The sequence below is a fragment of the Nocardioides aurantiacus genome (genome assembly GCF_003752505.1).
Taxonomy (GTDB): Bacteria; Actinomycetota; Actinomycetes; order Propionibacteriales; family Nocardioidaceae; genus Marmoricola; species Marmoricola aurantiacus.
The window spans coordinates 4,039,021-4,060,008 of sequence record NZ_RKHO01000001.1 but is presented as its reverse complement, the minus strand read 5'-3'; the positions used below and the strand labels follow the sequence as shown (position 1 = coordinate 4,060,008).

The window sequence follows — 20,988 nt, the reverse complement described above, 5'->3', positions numbered from 1 at the left end:
GTTCGAGCGTCGCGCCGTGTGCTGGTAGAGCGTGCGCATCGTGACGCCCCGGCGCAGCGCCCGCATGTCGCGGTCGTGGGCCTTCTCCAGGGCCCGCGCACGACGGGGACCCGCCGGCTGGGCCGTCAGCAGCTCGGACTCCGCGTCGTCGACGACCGACTCCAGGAAGCGGTTGATGCCGGGCAGGCCGCGGATCTCGGTGAGCGCGTCGGACCGGTGCGGCGTACGACGGAACGACTGGGCGAGCGACGCGAAACTCTCCGCCCAGGCGGCCGACTCGTGGAGCAGCTCGACCGCCTCCCGGCCCAGCGGCGCCACCACGCCCGGCTGCACGCTGGTGGGGTCGACGGCGACCCACCCACCGACGGCGTCGTCGCGTCGCAGCAGGCCGAGGTCCTGCAGCAGCGCGACCGGAGCCGACTGCGGGTGGTCGGCACCCAGGCGGGGGTCGTCGAGGGCCAGGACGCCCTCGTCGAGCACCCGGCGGAACACCTCGCCCGCCTCGCCGTCGAGGAGCTCGCGCCGGCGGGCGCCGTCCTCGTCGGTCATGGCCTCATCATCGCCGGACGACCAAGGACCCGCACCTCGAACGGGTGCGGGTCCTCGTGGTCGTCGGCGATTCTCGCGACTCAGACGCCGAGCCGGGCCTTGAGGCCGTCGAGCTCGGTCCAGAGCACGGTCGGCAGGTCGTCGCCGAACTTCTCGAACCACTCGGTGATCTGCGGGATCTCGGCCTTCCACTCCTCGACGTCGACGTCGAGCGCCTGCTGCAGCGCAGCCTCGTCGACGTCGAGCCCGTCGACGTCGAGCGAGCCCGGCGCGGGCACGTGGCCGATGGGGGTCTCGACCGCGGCGGCCTGACCGTCGATGCGCTCGATGACCCACTTCAGCACCCGGCTGTTCTCGCCGAACCCGGGCCACAGGAAGCCGCCCTCGTCGTCGCGGCGGAACCAGTTGACGTAGAAGATCTTCGGCATCTTGGCCGCGTCGTTCTCCTTGCCCATGTTGATCCAGTGGCTGAAGTAGTCACCGGCGTTGTAGCCGATGAACGGCAGCATGGCCATGGGGTCGCGACGGACGACGCCGACGGCGCCGGTGGCGGCCGCGGTGGTCTCGCTGGACAGCGTGGCGCCCATGAAGGTGCCGTGGGCCCAGTCGCGGGCCTCGGTCACCAGCGGGATCGTGGTCTTGCGGCGGCCGCCGAAGAGGATCGCGTCGATCGGGACGCCGCGCGGGTCGTCGTACTCCGGGGCGAGCATGTCGCACTGCTTGATCGGGGTGCAGTAGCGGCTGTTCGGGTGGCTGGAGAGCTCCTCGGAGTCAGGCGTCCAGGGCTCGCCCTTCCAGGAGGTCGCCTGCGCCGGCGGGTTCTCCAGGCCCTCCCACCACACGTCGCCGTCCTCCGTCAGCGCGACGTTGGTGAACACCGAGTTGCCCTTGTTGATGGTCTTCATCGCGTTGGGGTTGGTGTGCTCGTTGGTGCCGGGGGCGACACCGAAGAAGCCGTACTCCGGGTTGACGGCCCACAGCCGGCCGTCGTCGCCGACCCGCATCCAGGCGATGTCGTCGCCGATGGCCTCGACCTTCCAGCCGGGGATGGTCGGCTCGAGCATGGCGAGGTTGGTCTTGCCGCAGGCGCTGGGGAAGGCCGCGGCGACGTACTTGGTGACCTTCTGCGGGCTGGTGAGCTTGAGGATGAGCATGTGCTCGGCCATCCAGCCCTCGTCGCGGGCGATGGCGGAGGCGATGCGCAGCGCGTAGCACTTCTTGCCGAGCAGGGCGTTGCCGCCGTAGCCGGAGCCGAAGGACCAGATCGTGCGCTCCTCGGGGAACTGCACGATGTACTTGGTGTCGTTGCAGGGCCAGGCGACGTCGTCCTGGCCCTCCTCGAGCGGCATGCCGACGGAGTGCAGCGCGGGCACGAAGTCGGCGTCGAGCTCCTCCATCTTCTCCAGCACGTGGCTTCCCATGCGGGCCATCACGCGCATCGAGGCGGTGACGTAGGCCGAGTCGGTGATCTCGACGCCGAACATCGGGTGCTCGGCCTCGAGGTGACCCATCACGAACGGGACGACGTACATCGTCCGCCCCTTCATGCAGCCTGCGTAGAGCTTGCGCATGAGGGCCTTCATCTCCGAGGGGTCCATCCAGTTGTTGGTGGGCCCGCAGTCCTTCTCCTCGACCGAGCAGATGTAGGTGCGGTCCTCGACGCGCGCCACGTCGGTGGGGTCGGAGGCCGCGTGGAAGGAGTTGGGCTTCTTCGCCGGGTCGAGGCGGGTGAAGGTGCCGGTCGCGACGAGCGCGTCGGTCAGCTCGGTCCACTCCTCGTCGGACCCGGTGCACCAGTGGATCCGGTCCGGGGTCGTCATCGCGGCGACCTCGGCCACGAAGTCGAGGATGCCCTGGTGCGTCGTGGGCGCGGCGGTGGTCACTTCGGCGGTCATGCTGGTCCCTCTCGATGGCCACCCGGCCCCGAGGGACGGGCGGTTGAACGACTGGCTGGGTGCCGCTCCGTTGCATCACCCGACGTGCTGTACCGCGAAACGGTAGTCCGCCGTCGACCAAGGTGGTATTGGATCGATCCAGCCACTCCGCAGAGCGAGATTAGCCTCTCCCCCAACAAATAGGGGTGGCTCAATCCCGCTCTGGCTCGGGGGGTACGCACCGGTAACCACGGTGCTCCCAACAAACGACGGACCCACCCGCTCCCAGACCGGTGGGCCCCGCCGCCAGGACCTCCACCAGGGCCGCCACGACCGACGACGTGCCCAGGGCGTCGTCGGCGGGCGGGGGTCCCAGCAGGATCACCGTCCGATCCTCACCCCACGATCGAGGCACCCGGTGGGCGCTGCGCGACCAGGTGTGCGCCGAGCGTGCCCGATCCTCGCCCGCCCGGTGGTCGTGGTGCCTGGTGGGTCGGGCCGCAGCCGCCTACGCTCGTGCCGGTCAGGAGGGTGCGATGAGCAGCCAGACCGAGCGGGAGTCCGTGCAGGACCAGCGCAGCTGGGCCGACCTGCTGCGCGAGCGCTTCGTGGCCCTCGACCTGCACGACCGCCGCGCGGAGGCCCTCCAGGGCCCCCGCGGCTTCCGGGGCGAGGTGTCCTCGTGGTCGCTGGGCCACCTGATGCTGGCCCAGGTCAGCTCGCTGCCCCAGGTGCTCGAGCGCAGCACCCCGCTGGTGCGGGCCGACAGCCGCGCCTACCTCCAGGTCGGTCGGTTGCGCGCCGGGCGCGCCGTGGTGCAGCAGGACGGCCGGGAGGCGGTGCTCGGGCCCGGTGACTTCGTGGTCTACGAGACGACCCGCCCCTTCACCTGGTCGCTGCAGGCGGGTCGTGACACCCGCGACTGGCAGCTCGACGTGCTGACCTGGCCGCGCGAGAGCATCGGGCTGCCGGAGTCCGAGTCCGCGCTGGTGACGGCGACCGCGATGCGCGGCGGGTCCGGGCTGAGCGGCATCCTCTCGCGGATGCTGGGCGACCTGGTCGTCGAGCACCCCGCGCTGGAGCCGTCCCGCTCCGCCGCGCTGGCCGACGAGGTGGGCGACCTGCTCGGCGTGCTGACGAGCACGGTCACGGCCGACGTGCGCCCCGCGGACGCGGCGCTGGTCGCCCGCATGGACCGCTTCATCGACGACCACCTCGACGACCCCGACCTCTCGCCGGAGTCGATCGCCCGCGCCCACGCCGTCTCGCTGCGCCAGCTGCACCGGCTCTTCGCCGGCCGGCAGCACACCGTGGCGCGCACCATCCGATCCCGACGCCTCGAGCGCTGCCGCCGCGACCTGGTCTCCGCCCGCAGCGCCCACTGCTCGATCACCGAGATCGCCCGCCCTGGGGGTTCTGGGACCTGGGCGTCTTCGGCCGCGCCTTCCGGGAGACCTACGGCGTCAGCCCGAGCGCCTACCGGTCCGGCGGGGCCTGACCCCACCCTCGATTACCACCCCTGCAGACCTTGCCGCTAGAGTTGCCGGGTCCTCGCGCGAGCAGGACGGGCGCCTGTAGCTCAACGGATAGAGCATCTGACTACGGATCAGAAGGTTTGGGGTTCGAATCCCTACAGGCGCACAAGACATGGAGCCGCCGACCCGCTGGGGTCGGCGGCTCTCGTCGTTTGCCACTCGGCCTCACCCGGCCTCGCGGAGCCGGTCGACCTCGGCGAAGTCCTCCAGCCGCACCCGTCCGGCCCGGATCGCCCGGTGGACCACCCCGGGTCGGGGCCGCTCGGGACCAGGCGTCCGATCACCCACCGGGGGGTCGGATTCGGTGGTGGAACAACTGTTCCACCAACGCGATCCTCGAGCCCGGCGCCGAGGTCGAGCAACGGTCGCCGCTCACCTGACGCCAGGTCGGAGTGCTCGAGCAGGTCGGCGACACGGGGCTCGCGCACGAAGCCGTGGTTGTCGTCGCGCGCTGGGCGGGGGCGTCGGGAGCGTCGGGTCATGGGGTGACGGTGCTCGCTCCCGCTCCTCGGATCCAGGGGGTGCCGACGACCTGTGGACGACCCGCGAGCGACAATGGACGACGTGACCGCTAAACCCGCTCCTGCCCCCCGTGACGTCTCGGAGGTCGGCCACGCGGCCGCCCGCACCGCCTGGGCGGAGGCGGCGCGGCCGGTGCTGGAGGAGGCGGCCGGACGCTACCGGTCGCTGGTCCGCTTCAAGGCGCTCTCCGACCGGATCCAGGCAACCACCGGCATCACCACCACCCGTCCCGTGGCGACCTGGATCGGCGGCGTCCTCGGCGACGTGGCCGACGGGTGCGTCCAGCGGGGCGAGCCGCTGCTCTCGGCGCTGTGCGTGAGCGCCCAGGGCGGGGTGTCGGACGGGTACGCCGCGTCGGTCGAGCGGGCGAGCGGCGTACGGCCCGAGGACCCCGACGAGCACGCCGCCGAGGAGCGGCTGGCCTGCTACCGCCACTGGGAGGCGGCCGGCCTGCCCGGCGACGGGGGCACCGCGCTGCGCACCGCCCACTTCACCCCGACCCGCAAGGCCGCGCCCCGCACGCCTGCGGCGCCGCGCACGCCCGGATCCTCGACGCCCCGCGCCTCGACCCCTCGCAAGGCCGCCGCCCCCAAGAAGGTCGCGCCGCCCAAGCCGGAGGAGAAGCCGGTGCGGCTGTGCCCGAGCTGCTTCACCGCGGTGCCCGCGTCGGGGATCTGCGACTACTGCGACTGACTCGGTCGACCGAGGTCAGGTCGACGGCGGCTTGAGCACCGCGAACGGGTCGGTGACCTCGAGCTCGCGGCTGCAGAACCGGTAGAGCGCGGCCGGCCGGCCCCCGACGGCTCCGGCGAGCGCCCGCTCGCCGGTCGGCTCGATGACCCGACGGCGGGTCATCACGCGGTGCAGGTTGGTGGCGCTGACGTCGTACCCGAGCGCCGCGGTGACCACCTCGCGCAGCCGCGCGATCGTGAAAACCTCGGGCGCCAGCGCGAACCCCACGTTGGTGTAGCTCAGCTTGGCGCGCAGCCGGTCGACGGCCGCGTCGATGAACCAGTGGTGGTCGAAGGCCGTCGCGGGCAGGTCGGCGACGGGCCACCACCGGGTGTCCTCGGGCAGCACCGGACGGGCGTCCGGCGGCACGAGGGCGAGGTAGCCGGTCGCCAGCACCCGCGCGCGGGGGTCGCGGTCGACGCGGCTGTGGGTGGCGACCTGCTCGAGCCAGGCGATCTCACGGACGTCGACCTTGGCGGCCAGGTGGCCCGACAGCGCGTCGCGCAGCCGCTCGTCCGGCCCCAGGCCCCCGCCCGGCAGCGACCAGCGGCCGGCGTGTGGCTCCTCGCCGCGCCGCCAGAGCAGCGCCGAGAGCGCGTGCGCGCCCGTCTGCTCGTCGGTCCGCACCGACAGCACCACGGCCAGCACCTCGTGGGGGTAGCGGGGGAACGGGACCGTCGGCACCGCCCCATGCTACCGTCGGCGACACGTTATCGACTCGCAGTCGAAAACCCGATGAGAGGCCCTCCCGTGACCGTTGTCGAGACGACCTGGCAGGACGACGTACGCCGCCTGGCCCGTGAGCGTGACGCCGTGGTGCTCGCCCACAACTACATGCCGGCCGAGATCCAGGACGTGGCCGACCACGTCGGCGACTCCCTCGCGCTGTCGCGGATCGCGGCCTCGACCGACGCCTCGACGATCGTGTTCTGCGGCGTCCACTTCATGGCCGAGACGGCCAAGATCCTCAGCCCCGACAAGACCGTGCTGGTGCCGACCGACGAGGCGGGCTGCTCGCTGGCCGACACCATCGACGCCGACGCGCTGCGCGCCTGGAAGGCCGAGCACCCCGGCGCGGTGGTCGTGGCCTACGTCAACACCAGCGCCGAGGTGAAGGCGGAGTCGGACGTCTGCTGCACCTCCTCCAACGCCGTCCAGGTGGTCGAGTCGATCCCTGTGGACGTGCCGGTGCTGTTCCTGCCCGACCAGTTCCTCGGCGCGCACGTGCGCCGCGAGACCGGCCGCGACAACCTCCACGTGTGGCTGGGCGAGTGCCACGTCCACGCGGGCATCACGCCGGCCGACGTACGCCGCCAGGTCGCCGAGCACCCCGACGCCTCGCTGCTCGTGCACCCCGAGTGCGGCTGCGCGACCTCCGCGCTGTGGCTGGTCGGCCAGGGTGACCTGCCCGCCGACCGCACCCACGTGCTGTCCACCGGCGGCATGGTCGACGCGGCACGCGGGATGCGGGGCGGCACCACGCTCGTCGCCACCGAGGTCGGGATGCTCCACCAGCTGCGGAAGGTCAACTCCACGACCGACTTCCGGCCGATGAACGACCGGGCGTCGTGCCGCTACATGAAGATGACCACGCCCGAGCTGCTGCTCCGCGCGCTGCGCGAGGGACGCGACGAGGTGACCGTGCCGGCCGGGATCGCTGCCCGGGCGCGGCAGGCGGTCGAGCGGATGGTGGCCATCGGCGACTCCGGGAGCGGGGAGTGAGCACCGCGTCGCCGTCCTCCCGGGACCTCGAGGTCGACGTCGTCGTGGTCGGCGCCGGCGTCGCCGGGCTCTCGACCGCGCTGGGCCTGGCCCGCAGCCGCGACGTGCTGGTCCTCAGCGACGGCGAGGGCTCGACGGGCTGGGCGCAGGGCGGCATCGCGGCCGCCTCGACCCCCGACGACTCCCCCGCGCTGCACGCCGCCGACACCCGGGCCGCCGGCGACGACTGGTGCGACCCGCGCGCGGTCGACCGGCTCGTCGAGGAGGGCCCGCTGCGGCTGGCCGAGCTGGTCGCCGCCGGCGCCCGGCTCGACCGGGAGCCCGACGGCCGGCTCTCGCGGTCGCTGGAGGGCGGCCACCACCGCCGCCGGGTCCTGCACGCGTCGGGCGACGCCACGGGGGCGGAGGTCGCGCGCACGCTCGCGGCCGCCACTGCGGAGGTCCCGCGGCTGTCGGCCCGGGTGGTGGGGCTGCTGCAGTCCGCGTCCGGGCAGGTGGTCGGGGTGCAGTGCTCGTCGCCCTCCGGGAGGGTCCGGGTGCGCGCCCGGGCGGTGGTGCTGGCGTCGGGCGGGCTCGGTCACGTCTACGGCGCGACGACCAACCCGGCCGGCGTACGCGGGGAGGGGCTGGCGCTCGCGCTGCTCGCCGGCGCCACGCTGAGCGACCTCGAGCTGGTGCAGTTCCACCCGACCGCGCTGCACACCGGGGCTCCGGGTGGTCAGCTGCCACTGGTGACCGAGGCGCTGCGGGGCGAGGGAGCGCGGCTGCTGGACCTGTCCGGGTCGCCGCTCATGGCGGGGCGGCACCGGCTCGGCGACCTGGCCCCGCGCGACGTGGTGGCCCGGGAGGTGCACCGGGCGGTGCGTCGTACGGGATCGGGGCACGTGTGGCTCGACGCCCGTGCCGTGCCCGACGTCGTGCGCCGCTTCCCCACCGTCGCGGCCTCGTGCGCGGCCCACGGCCTCGACCTCGCGTCCGACCTGCTGCCCGTCGCGCCCGCCCAGCACTTCCTGTGCGGCGGCGTCACGACCGACGGGTGGGGCGCGACCGACGTGCCGGGCCTGTACGCCGTCGGCGAGGTCGCCGCCACCGGCGTCCACGGCGGCAACCGGCTCGCGTCCAACAGCCTGCTGGAGGGGCTGGTGTACGGCGCCCGCGTGGCGGCCGGGCTGGTGCTGGAGCTGCCCGACCCCGCTGCGATCTCGGGCTGCACCCCCCTCCTGGTCGACTCGCCCACCGTCGCCGCCACCGTCCGGGAGGTCATGGACGCCCACGCCGGGATCGTGCGCTCTGGCCGTGGGCTGGCGGAAGCGGCGTCGGCGCTGCGGCCGCTCGTGGGCCGGGACCCCGTGGCGGTCGTGGGCGCCGCCGTGGTCGCGGCCGCAGCGGCCCGGCCGGAGTCGCTGGGCTGCCACTTCCGCACCGACGCGCCGGCGTCGGCCGGGCGGACGCCGCGGGTGCGGGTGCGGCTCGACGACTCCGGGGTGCCGTCGGTCCTGACGCCGGCCTCGGCCTCGGCCTCGGCCTCGGCGAGCGCGGCGTGAGCGCGCTGGCCGACGCCGGCCTCGACGCGGCGGCGGTGCGTGCGCTGCTGCGGGCGACGCTGGCCGAGGACCTGGGGTCGCGCGGCGACGTGACGTCGGCGGCCGTCGTGCCTGGTGGGAGTCGGCTCGACGTCGCGTTCACCAGCCGCCAGGTTGGCGTCGTGGCCGGGCTGCCGGTCCTGGCCGCGCTGGTCGAGGAGGTCTGCGGCCCGGACGCTCGGCTCGCGCTGCTGCTGGCCGACGGCGACCGGGTCTCCCCCGGCACCCGGCTGGCGACGCTGTCCGCCCCGGCCCACGACGTGCTGGCCCTGGAGCGCACCGCCCTCAACCTGGTCGGCCACCTCTCCGGCGTCGCCACCGCGACCCGGGCGTGGGTCGACGCGGTCGAGGGCACCGGTGTGCGGGTCCGCGACACCCGCAAGACGATGCCGTTGCTGCGGGCCTTGGAGAAGTACGCCGTCCGCTGCGGCGGCGGCACCAACCACCGCGCCGGTCTGCACGACGCGATCCTGATCAAGGACAACCACGTCGCCGCGGCCGGCGGGGTCGTGGCGGCCCTCGACGCGGCGTACGCCGCCCACCCCCGCGGCTCGATCGTGGTGCAGGTCGAGGTCGACTCGCACCAGCAGCTGGAGGAGGCGCTGGCCCACGGGGCGGAGCAGGTGCTGCTGGACAACTTCGCCGTCGACCAGCTGGCCCGGGCTGTTGCCCTGGTGCGTCGTACGACGGAGGGGGTGGTGCTCGAGGCCAGCGGCGGCCTCACCCTCTCCTCGGCGCGGGAGTACGCCGAGACCGGCGTCGACTACCTCGCCGTCGGCGCCCTCACCCACTCCGCGCCGTCGTTGGACATCGGGTTGGACACGATCTGATCCGCCGTCGGTCGAGCGCGTCGAGACCCGCTGTCCCGGCCGGTCGAGGCTGCCGGGGCGGCGCTGTCCCGGCTGGTCGAGGTCCTAGCTCTGCGACCGTCTCTGGACCCGCCGACCCATACCCGGAAGAACTTCGGATCGACGTCCGCATCCCGGACAAAACCGCAGGTCAGAGGCAGATCTTGTCGGTGCTCGGTGCTTGGATGGATCCATGAGCGACACCACCGAGACCCCCGCGGGCACCCCGCCCGGGACCTCGGCGTGCACTCACCCGCTGGCCGACTTCACGACCCGCCTCCGCACCCGCCTCGACCAGCTCACCGCGACCAGCGCCCGTCCGGTGTGGGCGATGGAGGCGGCCGAGCAGCGCCAGGTCCTGACCGACCTCGCGACGGCGACCGCGCAGCTCGAGGCGCTCCGGCTCCAGGTCCTCGCCGAGGCCGACCGCTCCGGCGCCACCGGCGCCGAGGCGTCCGCCTCGGCGGCGGAGTGGGTGGCCCACCACACCCGGCAACGCCGGGTCCACGCCCGCTCCGATCTCAAGTTCGCCCACGCCCTCGAGCACCACACCGCCACCTCAACCGCGATGGCGACCGGGGTCGTCAACCCCGACCAGGCGCGCGTCATCGTCCGCTCCGTCGACCGGCTCCCCATCTGCGGTGAGTTCGCCGTCGACGACGAGCAGCGGACCGCAGCCGAGCAGCACCTCGTCGCCCTCGCACGGCACCACGACGCCAAGGAGCTCGAGGTCCTGGGAGCCCGGTTGTTCGAGGTCATCGCCCCCGACCTGGCCGAGGCCTACGAGGGACGTTCGCTGGAGGCCCAGGAAGCAGCCGCGGCCCGCAAGACGAGCCTGACGATGGCCCACACCGCCGACGGCCTGTGCCGCGGCCGGTTCACCCTGCCGGCGCTGCACGGCGCGATCCTCACCAAGGCGATCCTCGGACTGGCCTCACCAACGCGCTCGGACTCGGATGGCGAGGCGGTCATCGACCCCGAGCTGCCCACCCCGGTCCGCCACGGCGTCGCGTTCACCCAGCTCCTCGAAGCACTCCCCGCCGACGCCCTGCCGACCGTCGGCGGCGGCGACATCACCGTGGTGGTGACGATGCGGCTCGACCAGCTGCTCGCCGGCCTGGACGCCGCCGGGGTCGCGACGCTGGACACCGGCACGCGCATCTCAGCCGGCGAGGCCCGCCGCCTGGCGTGCGCGCACCGGATCATCCCGGCCGTCCTCGACGGCGCGTCGGTGCCGCTCGACCTCGGCCGCACCCGCCGGCTGCACACCAAGGGCCAGCGCCTCGCGCTCGCCCAGCGCGACCGCGGTTGCACCGCCACCGGCTGTGACCGGCCGCCCGCCCTCTGTCACGCCCACCACGACCTCGCCTGGTCAGCCGGCGGCGCGACCAGCGTGGGGAACGGTCGTCTGTTGTGCGGCCACCACCACCGGCGGGTCCACGACCCGGCGTACCACCACCGCGTCAGACCCGACGGGAAGATCGACTTCCACCGGCGGGAGTGACGACACCACACCTCGGAATCAGCTGCTCACCATAGGTAGCGCTGTCGGAACAACTGAGCAGCGTCGGGGGTGTCGAGGAAGGCCGAATCGACCACGTCCTCGATGGCGAGGGCCGCGAACGAGCCGCCGGGCTCCGCAAGCACAGCGTTGTAGCGTTCGGCAGCCGCTGCAAAGCTGACATTGCGACGGGGGAACAGCAGAACGTAGCGCGTTTCCGTCGTCCAGAGGTCGGTGCGATTCCGCATCGACAGGGCAAGGAGATGGTCGCGCCACAGCTGACGCAGGTCCGTGTCGAGGACGGCGTCCTGCCAACCACTGGCGAACACTCCAGACCGTTCGGCGATTTCGACGAGGAAGGCCGTCTGCTGATCATGACGCTGACGCGCTTCCGCCTTTGCCGGGCTCGGGCGGGTCTCCCGCGCGCAGTGCTCGTGGTACTTCGTCTCGATCCCGACGACGGTCCTCGGAGCGGACTCATCACCCAGGCGCAATGCGACGTCGAAAGCAGTGCGATCCCGGGTGTAGGCGTCGCTCCTACGCTCAGGAGACCATTCGAAGACAAGATCCGACACCGGGGCGTCAGCCACCCCGAACACACGTGCAAGAGCCGCTCTCGAAGCGTTGTTGTCGGCTCGCGCCGCGTCGCCGAAGAGGTTGAAGGCCATGGGCATCGACGAGAGGAGGTCGCGGCGTAAGCGGCGTTCGTCCAGGGTCTCGTGAGGTTGCTTCTGGGCAACGCGATCCATCGCTGCGGCGTGGGCGCCCCTCGTGAGGAAGTTCAAGCCACGGTCCGCGTCCTCATTCAGTAGCTTCGTGCCATTTTCGACCTCAGTCACACCTCCGCCGCGGGTTCGGGAGTGTGTTCCGAAGGCGCGGACACCCTTCACCTCCGTGGCCCATCGGTGTTGTCGATAACGGGCCAGGCGCTTGAACTCGGTCATCTCGGCGCCGCCGGCCTTGTCGCTGTCAAACCAGCAATGAGCTGTCTCCAGCTCGGCTTGTGTCGGCGTGGGCTCCATGATCATGTCTCGATCTCCTCGCTGTTCCTCGTCAAAGGTGGGTTGAGCGCGTCTCAGTCGCGCCAGGTGGTCGACCGCCGAGCCACCTCGTAGATCGCCTCGATCTGCGCGTCGTCCAGCGTGGGACCCAGACGCAGCAGCCACGTCGCGACCTGTATGCGCTGTACGACGTGGACGCCGGTCGGCTGCGCCTTGACGACGAAGTCGCCTGCGTTCACGGTCACGACCATCCCGTCGACCGGTACAGCGAAGCCAGCGCCCGCCGACAGCAACCGTGCGGCGCGCTCGGCCTCGTGGCGGGAGTTTCGTACGTAGGGCTGCTTGTGACCGTCCACCAGGAACGTGTTGCCCCCCACCCAGATCTTCGACCCGGGGTGGTGCTTGGAGTTGATGGTGAAGACGCCACCCGGGCCGATGGCCAGGTGGTCGATGTCGGAGCCACGGGTGCCGACCGGGATCGAGTGCAGGAAGCGCCAGCGCGGGTCGCGGGCGGCCACCTTCGCCAGCTTGGCCGCCACCTTTTCCTCCCCGTCCGCGCCGATGCGCCAGCCCCGCTCCTCGGTGTGGACGCCGAGGACCCGGGCGAGGACGCTTTTCACCGGCGCAGCCTGGTGCGCCGCGACGGCGATCTCACGGATCCCTTCTGCCGGCAGGTTGGTCGCCAGGTCGACCCACGGACGGTCCGGCACCGCGGTCGAGGGCGCGTCGAGGACGGGGGCCGGCGGCGCCTCGGGTTCGCGGACGACCGACACGGTGGACGGCGTGACGTTGCGGGCCGGCGCGGTCCGCTTCCATGTCGTCACGGCTTCGGTGACGACCCCCAGCCACTCCGGTCTCGCGGGGTGGGGCTCGTCGGTCTTGAGGTCCCAGTAGCCGAGGTCGAGGTCGTCGACGCCCTTGACGTAGAGGCGGTCGTGCCCGAAGCGCTTCCAGCGGACGACGATGGCGGGACCGTCATGCGGGACCGCGGGTCCCAGCTCGGCTTCGGCAGTCATGACGTTCCCCCAAGGTGCTCAAATCGGACATCCTCAGGATGCCGACCATCAGCTCCGCGCGTGGAGGTTCCGGTCAATCTGGCGGTTTCACACCACCAGCCGCAGCACCCGCTCCGCCACCCCGACGCTCACCTGCTGGCCCCACCGAAGCGTCAGGTGGTCGGCCTCCATGCCGTCGCCGAAGGCCACCAGGCCGTCGGTCTCGACGGTGATCACCAAGGGCGCTCCGGCGAGCGATCCCTCGGTGGCGGTGACCCCGGTCGCCGGCGAGGGCCAGGCCTCGCGGACGAACCAGGCCAGCCGCTGCTCGGTCGGCGCCGGCAGGGCCAGCTGCGAATGCCGCTCGAGCCAGGCCGACCGGCACCAGCCGGTCGCACCCGTACCGGTCGCCACCAGCAGACCCGACGACGCCTGCCGCTCGGGCGCACCCCCGGGTGCGGTCAGCGTGTAGCGCGCGGTCTGATGGCTGGGGTGGCCGACGTACACCTCGTTGAGCGCGACCAGCACCTGCCCGTCGTCGGTCCGCGCCTCGACCATGGTGCGGTGCTCGATCCGCCCCTTCCCCTGGAGCAGCGCGGCGGTCGCCGACGGCTGGTGCCGGACGAGCACGCCCGGGTTGCGGCCCGGCTCGGGGTCGATGCCGATGACCGGCTGCCCGTGGAGGTACTTCGCGACGTTGGCCACCAGCCCGTCCTGCCCCACCACGACCACCAGGTCGTCCGGCTCGAACAGGAACCGGTCGAGGTCGCCCCGCTCTACGCTCCCCCGGCGCCAGTCGAGCGGGACCGCCGCGCCCACCTCGGCCAGCGCGGACCGCTGCGCGGCGTCCCGAGCGTCGAGCTCGTCGAGGTCGCGCCCCCTCGCCTGCAGGAAGAAGGCCGCCTGCCCGCGGGTGCCGTGGCGGGCGAGGAGCTCCGCGAGCTCCGTGCGCCGGTGCACCACGACCACCCGCGGGGCGAGGCCGGTCACGCCTCCCCCTTGGCCGCGCCGAGCTTGGCCAGCACCGGCGCGAGCAGGTCGGGCGTCAGCACGAGGCTCTCGATGCGGGGCAGGTTGCCGGCGAGCTCCTTGAGGGCCAGGCCGAGGATGACGGCCTCGCTGAGCTCGGCGTACGCCGCGACCCGCGCCGCCTCCGCCTCGCCCTCGGCCACACCGGCCGAGCGAGTCGCCTCGGCCTTGGCGACCGCCAGCCGTTCGACGCGGCGCGCCTCGGCGTCCGTGGCGACCTCGCCGGCCGCCGCCGCCTCCTCGGCCTGACGACGGGCGTTGGCGCCGCGCTGGGTGACCAGCTCCTCCTCGCGCCGGGCGAGCTCGATCTGGGTCTGCAGCTCGTTCTGCCCGATCGCTCGCTCGCGCTCGACGGCCATCGCGCGCCGCTCGTACGTCGCCCGGTCGGCCTCCTGCTGCACCTGCTCGCGGGTCGGAGTACGCAGCGCCTTCTCGACCTCCGGCTCGGGCCGCACCGCGACGACGCGGACGCCGATGACCGCGATGCCGCTCTCGGCCAGCCGGCCGTCGCCGGCCAGGCCCTCGGCGATCGCGGCCCGGATCGGCCGCACCCCGCCGGCCAGCACGGTGGTCAGCTCGGCGCCGGCCACCAGGTCGACGGCGTGCTGCTGGGCGCTCTCGGTGAGCAGCCCCGCGACCTGGTCGAGCGGCGTACCCCTCCAGCGGCCGTGCTCGGGGTCGATCGAGAAGTCGATGCGGCCCGCGGCGACCGTCGGGTCGACGACGCGGAAGGTGACCGTGGCCTGCACGCTCACGTCCTGGAAGTCGGCGGTGCGGGCGTGGAGCAGCAGCGCGAGGTCGCGGTCGTCGACCGGCACCTCGGTGAGGACGGCGCTGAGCGGGCGGTACCAGAAGGCCGCCCCGACCCCGGCGTGGACGGTCTTTCCGTTGCGCACGTGGGCGACGTGGGTGGTGGCGTTGCCGCGCAGGTGGCGGACCAACGGGTAGCGGGCGATGTCAGCCATGGTGACCTCCGGTCGATTGTTTTCGTCGTAATGACGATAAGCTTCACGGCCTGTTCTCGTCAACTCGACGACAACTCGGTAGGGTCGCACCCATGGCCTACGACCCCGGCGCCTTCGAGCCCTTCGCCGTCACCGTCGACCTCGTCGTCCTGACCATCCGCGACGACGACCTGTGCGTGCTGACGGTGGAGCGGGGCGAGGAGCCGTACGCCGGCCGGCGCGCCCTCCCCGGCGGCTTCGTCCTGCCCCACGAGGACCTCGAGACCGCCGCCCTGCGCGAGCTCGCCGAGGAGACCGGCCTGACCGCAGCGGACGTCCACCTCGAGCAGCTCCGCACGTACGGCGCCCCCGCCCGCGACCCCCGCATGCGCGTCGTCAGCGTCGCCCACCTGGCGCTCGCCCCCGACCTACCGACGCCCCGGGCCGGCACCGACGCGGTGGCCGCTTCCTGGGTGCCGGTGTCGTCGGTCGAGTCGCTCGCCTTCGACCACGACGAGGTCCTGCGCGACGGGCTCGAGCGCGCCCGCGCCAAGCTGGAGTACTCCCCCCTCGCCACCGCCTTCTGCCCGCCGGAGTTCACCATCGGCGAGCTGCGACGGGTCTACGAGGTCGTCTGGGGGGTCACCCTCGACCCGCGGAACTTCCATCGCAAGGCGACGGCAACCCCGGGGTTCCTCGCCGCTACTGGAGAGCGGACGAACCGGCAGGGTGGGCGGCCGGCTGAGCTGTTTCGACGGGGGGCGACGACCGCGTTGCTGCCGCCGCTCACTCGGCCGGCGCCTTAACGGCCGTCATCTCCGGCGGTCCTGGGCCGGTGCGTGTCGCGCGCCTGCTTCCCGAAGCGGGTGTGCCCGCTAGCGTGCAGACCTGCGCGGTGGTGAGCGATCGGAATGGGGGCCGGCGTGGAGGAAGGGCTCTACGAAGCCATCCTGACTCGCGCACTGTCCGCAGCGATCGGGGCGGATGACCTAGAAGCATCGCGCAACCGGGTCGACGACGCCGATCTCAACCTGCGCCTAGCCAGGCACCTGTCCGATCGTCTCGAGCGACGGCTGAGTGTGGTGCGCGACCCGGCTGAGCGCATCGCCACGATCAACCGGCTGCTGGAGGCGATCGACGACCACGACGACGTCTTGGCGCCGGCCGAGGAACTGGTGTCGCTACGACCTGCGGGCGGCCCTGGCGGCAGTGGTCGGTATGCGCAGCGTCCCCGCACCCCCCTGAATGACGCTGCTCTGCTCACCAACGCACCCGACGAACCCAGCCTGGCCAGCGAGCTCCGAGCAGAGATCGATTCGGCTGACCGCATCGATCTGCTCTGCGCCTTCGTCATGTGGCGGGGAGTCCGACTGCTCGACGCTCCGCTCAAGCGGGCGCACGAGGCCGGCGTACCTCTGCGAATCCTCACCACGACCTACATCGGCGGCACTGAGCGGCAAGCGCTCGACCGTCTGATTCGGGACTATGGCGCCCAAGTCAAGGTGCAGTACGACGCCGCCCGCACACGCCTCCACGCAAAGGCCTGGTTGTTCCACCGCGCCACTGGTTTTCACACGGCGTACGTCGGCTCGTCCAACCTCTCCACGAGCGCCCTGCTGGAGGGCGTCGAGTGGAACGTCCGTTTGGCGGAAGCGACGACGCCATCGCTGCTGCAGAAGTTCCGCGCGACGTTCGACTCCTACTGGGACAACGCCGACTTCGAGCCCTACGACCCGGACCGCGATCGGGACCGGCTCGACGATGCGCTCAACGCCGCAGCCGGACGGCGCACGACGGACAGCGTGACCATCTCGATCTCGGGCTTGCAGGTGCGTCCCTTCCCCTATCAGGAGGACATGCTCGAAGCGATCAAGGCGGAGCGGCAGGCGCATGACCGGCACCGCAACCTCGTGGTGGCGGCCACGGGAACCGGCAAGACGGTAGTGGCGGCGTTGGACTACCGCGGGTTGTGCGAGACCGCGGGAGGGCAGCCCACACTCCTGTTCGTCGCTCACCGCCGCGAGATCCTCGAGCAGTCGCTGCGGACCTACCGCGAAGTGCTGACCGACGCCAACTTCGGCGAGCTCTACGTCGGCAACGCTCGACCCGAGCGCTGGCGACACGTGTTCGCCAGCGTTCAGTCCCTCACTGCCTACGGCGTGGACAACATCCCCGCCGACGCCTTCGACATCATCGTGATCGACGAGTTCCACCACGCTGAAGCCCGCACCTACCGACGCATCATCGAGCACTTGCAGCCGCGCGAGCTGCTGGGACTGACAGCGACGCCCGAGCGCGCCGATGGCGTGGACGTCCGCGTGGAGTTCTTCGGGGGACGTACAGCCACGGAGCTGCGCCTGTGGGACGCGCTGGGGGCCGACCTCCTCTGCCCCTTCCACTACTTCGCGGTTGCTGACGGCACCGACCTGCGCCAGGTCAGGTGGACGCGCAACCGTTACGACGCGGACGAGCTGGACGGCGTCTACACCGGGAACGACAGCCGCGCCGCCATCGTGCTGAAGGAGTTGCGCGACAAGGTCGCCGACGTGACGTCCATGCGGGGTCTCGGCTTCTGCGTCAGCGTGGCCCATGCGGAGTACATGGCCCGGGTCTTCAACGATGCAGGCGTCACTGCGTGTGCATTGAGCGGCTCGACGCCACCTCGCGAGCGCGCTGAGGCCCTGGCTGATCTGCGCGCCGGCAAGGCCAACATCCTGTTCACGGTGGATCTCTTCAACGAGGGCCTCGACGTGCCGGACGTGGACACCGTGTTGTTCCTTCGGCCCACCGAGAGCGCGACCATCTTCTTGCAGCAGCTCGGGCGCGGACTTCGTCGTACGCCTCACAAGGCGGTGCTCACAGTGCTGGATTTCATCGGCTACCACCGTCACGAGTTTCAGTTCGCGAACCGCTATCGGGCCCTCATTGGAGGGACTCGACGGCACGTGTTGCGCCAGGTCGAGAACGACTTCCCCTTCTTGCCGTCTGGTTGCCAGATCGTCATGGACCGACAGTCGCGCGAGCTGGTGCTCGACAACATCCGCGGGCAGGTGACCCGTCGATGGTCGCAAATCGTCTCGGAGCTCCGGGAGCATGGCGCACAAGACCTGCCCGCGTTCCTCGACGAGTCCGGTCTCGAGCTGAGCGACATCTTGCGCCAGGGCAAGAACTCGTGGACCGGCCTGCGACGCGACGCAGGTCTGCCCACACCGCCGGGGTCTGAGCTCGAGGATCGCCTGCTGCGCCGCGTCCGCGCCTTCGCGCACGTCGACGACCGCGTGCGGGCGGAGTCCTATCGCGGGCTGCTGGCCGACGGCGCGCCGGCGTACAGCTCGATGTCGGCGATGGAGCGGCGCCTTGCTCGCATGCTATTTTTCTCGCTTTGGCCGGACGGTGGCGGACACCGCTCGTACGACGACGCATTGGCCGCCCTGCAAGCCGAGGGTGCGGCCCGACACGAGATCCAGACCGTCGCTGACTTCTCGTTCGATGCTGCCCGTCACGTGACGACTGCGCTCGGTCGGCACCTCGATGAGGTCCCCTTACGGGTGCACGGTCGCTACCAGCGCGAAGAGATTCTCGCCGCAATCGATTACGCCAACCTGAAGCGCCGTCCCACCAGCGTGATGCAGGGCGTCGTGTACTCCGAGGCCACCAACGTCGACGCATTCTTCGTCACCCTGAAGAAGTCAGAAGCGGACTACTCCCCCACGACGATGTATCAGGACTACCCAATCAGTCCCGAGCTGTTCCACTGGGAGTCACAGTCGACCACCTCGGTCAATTCCCCCACTGGCCGCCGCTACCTCTCCGGCACCAGCACCATCCTGCTGTTCGTACGCCGCGAACAGAAGGACGACTTCGGAACCTCGCCGTACCTCTTCCTCGGGCCGGCGACCTACGTCTCGCACCAGGGAGAGCGACCTATTGCCATCACGTGGCGGCTGGCTACTCCCATGCCGGCGGATTTCTTTCACACGGCCGCCGCCATCGCCCAGTAGCAAGACGTGGTCAGACGTGGTGATCGCACCGGACCGGCGCCGGCGCTATGACGCAGGTTCCAGGTCGCGCTCAATATCGATCACATGGCGTCTGACTTGGCGGCGAAACGCCGACTGCGCTTCGGAATCGCTTAGCGCAGATACCGTGGCTCGTGGCCAGCTCTCAAGTTCTACAAGGTGCTTCCTTGCGTCGCTCGCTGTGACGTTGTCCAGGTCGAAGGCGTACTTGCGAAACTTACTGTTGTCTAAGCTGGCCCAATAGGCCGAGATAAATCGCTTAGTATTTATAGACCCAGCCAGTCCATACCGCCGCAGGAGATCGCGCACAAGTCCGTCCAAGTGACCAAGCACTGTCAAATTGTCCACTCGGTTGTAATAGCGAATCCACCCTCTAGCGCTGCCGTCAATAACGCACCCACCAATCACGAGGTTCAGGCGCCAAACTAGACGATCGAACTCGCGCTTCTGTATCGACCCCTTCCGCACCCTAGCTGCGTTCGATATCAAGTGCGCGAGTTCACTCTCGATCTTGCGGATGCCAGCGCTCGCGACAACAACAGACTGGTCATCCAACTGATACCCGAGGTATTGAAATCCGTCCGCGATTCGACCAATTTCACATTTGCCCACGGTCCCTAGTGGATGGGTCAGCAGACCCAGCCGTCGCAGTTCTGATTGCATAGAAGAAAAGGGGTGGCGGTCGTCTTTCAACAAGACCAGGACATCGTCGACGTATCTAAACATCTGAAAATCTGCCCCGAAACGCTCATCGAAGTCGCTTAGGTACACTTCGGCGAGAACTGACGAGATGGAGATTCCAAGTGGGATTCCATCTGGCTCTGACGAAAGTCCCCGACTCCTCTCGCCAAACGCTACTGTCGAATTTCGGACGGCCCGGTCGCAGAGGTCCAAGACCGTAGTTGAGCGAATATCCCGCCTCAAGCGTTCCAGCAACACGTGGTGTCGAATTGATGAGAAGTAGTCTTGAATGTCCAGCTTCATGAAATGTGAATAGGACCCGGACCGCACCGCGTCGACAACCCGACCCATTTTTCTCTGCGGCGGTTCGGGCCCCGAAATGCCATAGACATCTGACAGCGTGGCCTTGAGGGCGCCAAGCGCCAGTCGATCCCGGATCGTTGGCAGAGCGAAGATCCGTGGCGGCCGGCCGCGCCCACGGGAAGCTAGCCCTTCTCGGTAACTGGTGAAACGGAAGGTGCCTGAACGCATCGAGGTGGATACGAATGTTACGAGATCGTCAGCGCGGATTCGCGGCCACCCATCGATCGCGCTCGGATGAATACCGTCGAGCCCAACCCCCTGCGCAGACGGAATCGCCACTAAGAGTTGCTGTCGTAGTTGTTTCTTAGTCGTGTGGCGTCGGAACGCTTCGCTCGCACTCATAGAGACCACTAGCGCAAATCAACGAATATGAAGACGATCCAGAATAGGCTGACTGCGATGATTACGGCAGGCAGGGCCGTCAGAGCGCCTTGTAAAATCGTTGCTCGAAGCTGCGCACGCTCATCCTCACGCTTGTGCTCATCTTGCCGCGGTCGCCGCGCCTTATGATAGTCCAGGGTTGTGTGGTTCTCGGACTGGTCAAGCGCGTCTTGGTACGCACCCTCTAGTGCGGATGTCTCTGGCCCCCCACCCGCGCTCGGTCCACCGAGATACCGCAAAGACTCCGCTTGTGAGGAAACTCGCTGAATTGCTCGAAAACTATGGAATAAGTCTCGAGAGCGCGATTGATAGTTGAGTGCTGCAACGATCAAGGAAAGCACCAGCGTTGCAAGCGAGAAAAGGGTCGTCCCAAGATCGGCCTGGGAGACTGGTCGCGGCCCATTCGCGAGAGAGACAACCGAGGCGCAGAGTGTGGATGCGGAGGCAACGGATAGTGCAATCATCCAGAGCATCCCGCGCACGCCCAGCCGCTCCGATGCGCGTGCCCGGCTAACAAAGGTGGTGTAGGTACGACGTTCGAATTTTTCGAGCCAGTCCTCCTGCCCACCCACACGGCCGGCGCCGTGGCTCGACGTCCCACCTTGAGAATTGGCGTCAGACTGAGTCGGCTCGGTCATCCCGAGAGCCTCCCGTACTTGCGTGAGGTATTGGGTGCGCGACACGGAAGTTCCGTGCTGCCGGAGACCCG

General features: G+C 70.3%; 17 protein-coding genes, 1 tRNA gene and 1 pseudogene. 9 read left to right on the top strand and 10 right to left on the bottom strand.

From position 1 onward, the window contains the following. A pseudogene (locus tag EDD33_RS19610) lies at positions 1-549 on the bottom strand (hypothetical protein); the annotation flags it as partial. An 80-nt stretch (positions 550-629) separates the two neighbouring features. Further along, a complete protein-coding gene (locus EDD33_RS19605) occupies positions 630-2,444 on the bottom strand; it encodes a phosphoenolpyruvate carboxykinase (GTP) (RefSeq protein WP_123392799.1) in 1,815 nt (604 codons plus the stop codon). Positions 2,445-2,959: 515 nt separating this feature from the next. Here EDD33_RS19605 and EDD33_RS19600 point away from each other — a divergent pair. Together EDD33_RS19600 and EDD33_RS19595 are read left to right on the top strand one after the other, a co-directional pair. Beyond that, positions 2,960-3,961, top strand: a complete 1,002-nt coding sequence (locus tag EDD33_RS19600; protein WP_123392798.1) for an AraC-like ligand-binding domain-containing protein — start codon at positions 2,960-2,962, stop codon at positions 3,959-3,961. Between the two features lie 30 nt (positions 3,962-3,991). Then, positions 3,992-4,064, top strand: a tRNA-Arg gene (locus EDD33_RS19595). Between the two features lie 59 nt (positions 4,065-4,123). On the opposite strand, the gene EDD33_RS20755 is transcribed toward EDD33_RS19595, so the two are convergent. After that, positions 4,124-4,246 carry a hypothetical protein gene (locus tag EDD33_RS20755; RefSeq protein WP_281274210.1) on the bottom strand — a complete coding sequence of 41 codons (123 nt, stop codon included), beginning with the start codon at positions 4,244-4,246 and terminating at the stop codon, positions 4,124-4,126. 276 nt (positions 4,247-4,522) lie between these two features. Between EDD33_RS20755 and EDD33_RS19590 the strand changes: the two genes are divergently transcribed. Further along, positions 4,523-5,173: a hypothetical protein gene (locus tag EDD33_RS19590; protein ID WP_148077149.1), complete on the top strand. Its 651-nt coding sequence runs from the start codon at positions 4,523-4,525 to the stop codon at positions 5,171-5,173. Positions 5,174-5,188: 15 nt separating this feature from the next. On the opposite strand, the gene EDD33_RS19585 is transcribed toward EDD33_RS19590, so the two are convergent. After that, positions 5,189-5,896, bottom strand: a complete 708-nt coding sequence (locus EDD33_RS19585) for an NUDIX hydrolase (protein ID WP_170169895.1) — start codon at positions 5,894-5,896, stop codon at positions 5,189-5,191. 51 nt (positions 5,897-5,947) lie between these two features. On the opposite strand from EDD33_RS19585, the gene nadA reads away from it, so the two are divergent. The 4 genes from nadA to EDD33_RS19565 all read left to right on the top strand — a co-directional run bounded on the left by nadA (position 5,948) and on the right by EDD33_RS19565 (position 10,869). Then, positions 5,948-6,934, top strand: coding sequence for a quinolinate synthase NadA (gene nadA / locus EDD33_RS19580; protein WP_123392795.1), 987 nt, complete (start codon positions 5,948-5,950; stop codon positions 6,932-6,934). Then, the gene (locus EDD33_RS20425) at positions 6,931-8,478 is read left to right on the top strand and encodes an L-aspartate oxidase (protein ID WP_211332616.1); all 1,548 of its coding nucleotides are present in this window, start codon (positions 6,931-6,933) and stop codon (positions 8,476-8,478) included. The genes nadA and EDD33_RS20425 overlap by 4 nt, the downstream gene beginning before the upstream one ends. Next, on the top strand, positions 8,475-9,347 hold the full coding sequence (gene nadC / locus EDD33_RS20420) for a carboxylating nicotinate-nucleotide diphosphorylase (protein ID WP_211332615.1): 873 nt from the start codon (positions 8,475-8,477) through the stop codon (positions 9,345-9,347). The genes EDD33_RS20425 and nadC overlap by 4 nt, the downstream gene beginning before the upstream one ends. Positions 9,348-9,558: 211 nt before the next feature. Beyond that, complete coding sequence (locus EDD33_RS19565) at positions 9,559-10,869, top strand: HNH endonuclease signature motif containing protein (protein ID WP_123392794.1); 1,311 nt, start codon at positions 9,559-9,561, stop codon at positions 10,867-10,869. A gap of 26 nt (positions 10,870-10,895) precedes the next feature. Here EDD33_RS19565 and EDD33_RS19560 read toward each other — a convergent pair whose 3' ends face one another. The 4 genes from EDD33_RS19560 to EDD33_RS19545 all read right to left on the bottom strand — a co-directional run bounded on the left by EDD33_RS19560 (position 10,896) and on the right by EDD33_RS19545 (position 14,856). Further along, positions 10,896-11,894 (bottom strand): PGN_0703 family putative restriction endonuclease, encoded by a 999-nt coding sequence (locus EDD33_RS19560; protein WP_246003622.1) that lies wholly within the window; start codon positions 11,892-11,894, stop codon positions 10,896-10,898. Positions 11,895-11,941: 47 nt separating this feature from the next. Next, a complete protein-coding gene (locus tag EDD33_RS20415; protein WP_211332614.1) occupies positions 11,942-12,883 on the bottom strand; it encodes a nuclease-related domain-containing protein in 942 nt (313 codons plus the stop codon). An 87-nt stretch (positions 12,884-12,970) separates the two neighbouring features. Then, the gene (locus EDD33_RS19550; RefSeq protein ID WP_123392793.1) at positions 12,971-13,852 is read right to left on the bottom strand and encodes an NAD(+)/NADH kinase; all 882 of its coding nucleotides are present in this window, start codon (positions 13,850-13,852) and stop codon (positions 12,971-12,973) included. After that, positions 13,849-14,856: an SPFH domain-containing protein gene (locus tag EDD33_RS19545; protein ID WP_123392791.1), complete on the bottom strand. Its 1,008-nt coding sequence runs from the start codon at positions 14,854-14,856 to the stop codon at positions 13,849-13,851. The genes EDD33_RS19550 and EDD33_RS19545 overlap by 4 nt, the downstream gene beginning before the upstream one ends. A gap of 92 nt (positions 14,857-14,948) precedes the next feature. Here EDD33_RS19545 and EDD33_RS19540 point away from each other — a divergent pair, with 92 nt between their 5' ends. Both EDD33_RS19540 and EDD33_RS19535 read left to right on the top strand, forming a co-directional pair. After that, entirely contained in the window at positions 14,949-15,641 is a 693-nt protein-coding gene (locus EDD33_RS19540; RefSeq protein ID WP_123392790.1) for an NUDIX hydrolase, read from the top strand. Between the two features lie 105 nt (positions 15,642-15,746). Beyond that, positions 15,747-18,836: a DEAD/DEAH box helicase gene (locus EDD33_RS19535; RefSeq protein ID WP_123392789.1), complete on the top strand. Its 3,090-nt coding sequence runs from the start codon at positions 15,747-15,749 to the stop codon at positions 18,834-18,836. A gap of 45 nt (positions 18,837-18,881) precedes the next feature. Here EDD33_RS19535 and EDD33_RS19530 read toward each other — a convergent pair whose 3' ends face one another. Together EDD33_RS19530 and EDD33_RS19525 are read right to left on the bottom strand one after the other, a co-directional pair. Then, positions 18,882-20,066 (bottom strand): reverse transcriptase domain-containing protein, encoded by a 1,185-nt coding sequence (locus tag EDD33_RS19530; protein ID WP_246003702.1) that lies wholly within the window; start codon positions 20,064-20,066, stop codon positions 18,882-18,884. A gap of 182 nt (positions 20,067-20,248) precedes the next feature. Further along, entirely contained in the window at positions 20,249-20,917 is a 669-nt protein-coding gene (locus EDD33_RS19525) for an SLATT domain-containing protein (RefSeq protein WP_170169893.1), read from the bottom strand. Positions 20,918-20,988 lie beyond the last annotated feature (71 nt).

What these genes read in the sequence shown, in the direction of transcription:
- EDD33_RS19535 (WP_123392789.1), top strand. Translation starts at nt 15,747, where the DNA reads ATGGGGGCCGGCGTGGAGGAAGGGCTCTACGAAGCCATCCTGACTCGC.
- EDD33_RS19605 (WP_123392799.1), bottom strand. Translation starts at nt 2,444, where the DNA reads ATGACCGCCGAAGTGACCACCGCCGCGCCCACGACGCACCAGGGCATC.
- EDD33_RS19540 (WP_123392790.1), top strand. Translation starts at nt 14,949, where the DNA reads ATGGCCTACGACCCCGGCGCCTTCGAGCCCTTCGCCGTCACCGTCGAC.
- EDD33_RS19525 (WP_170169893.1), bottom strand. Translation starts at nt 20,917, where the DNA reads ATGACCGAGCCGACTCAGTCTGACGCCAATTCTCAAGGTGGGACGTCG.
- nadA (WP_123392795.1), top strand. Translation starts at nt 5,948, where the DNA reads ATGAGAGGCCCTCCCGTGACCGTTGTCGAGACGACCTGGCAGGACGAC.
- EDD33_RS19545 (WP_123392791.1), bottom strand. Translation starts at nt 14,856, where the DNA reads ATGGCTGACATCGCCCGCTACCCGTTGGTCCGCCACCTGCGCGGCAAC.
- EDD33_RS19600 (WP_123392798.1), top strand. Translation starts at nt 2,960, where the DNA reads ATGAGCAGCCAGACCGAGCGGGAGTCCGTGCAGGACCAGCGCAGCTGG.
- EDD33_RS20415 (WP_211332614.1), bottom strand. Translation starts at nt 12,883, where the DNA reads ATGACTGCCGAAGCCGAGCTGGGACCCGCGGTCCCGCATGACGGTCCC.
- EDD33_RS19560 (WP_246003622.1), bottom strand. Translation starts at nt 11,894, where the DNA reads ATGATCATGGAGCCCACGCCGACACAAGCCGAGCTGGAGACAGCTCAT.
- EDD33_RS19530 (WP_246003702.1), bottom strand. Translation starts at nt 20,066, where the DNA reads ATGCGTTCAGGCACCTTCCGTTTCACCAGTTACCGAGAAGGGCTAGCT.
- EDD33_RS19565 (WP_123392794.1), top strand. Translation starts at nt 9,559, where the DNA reads ATGAGCGACACCACCGAGACCCCCGCGGGCACCCCGCCCGGGACCTCG.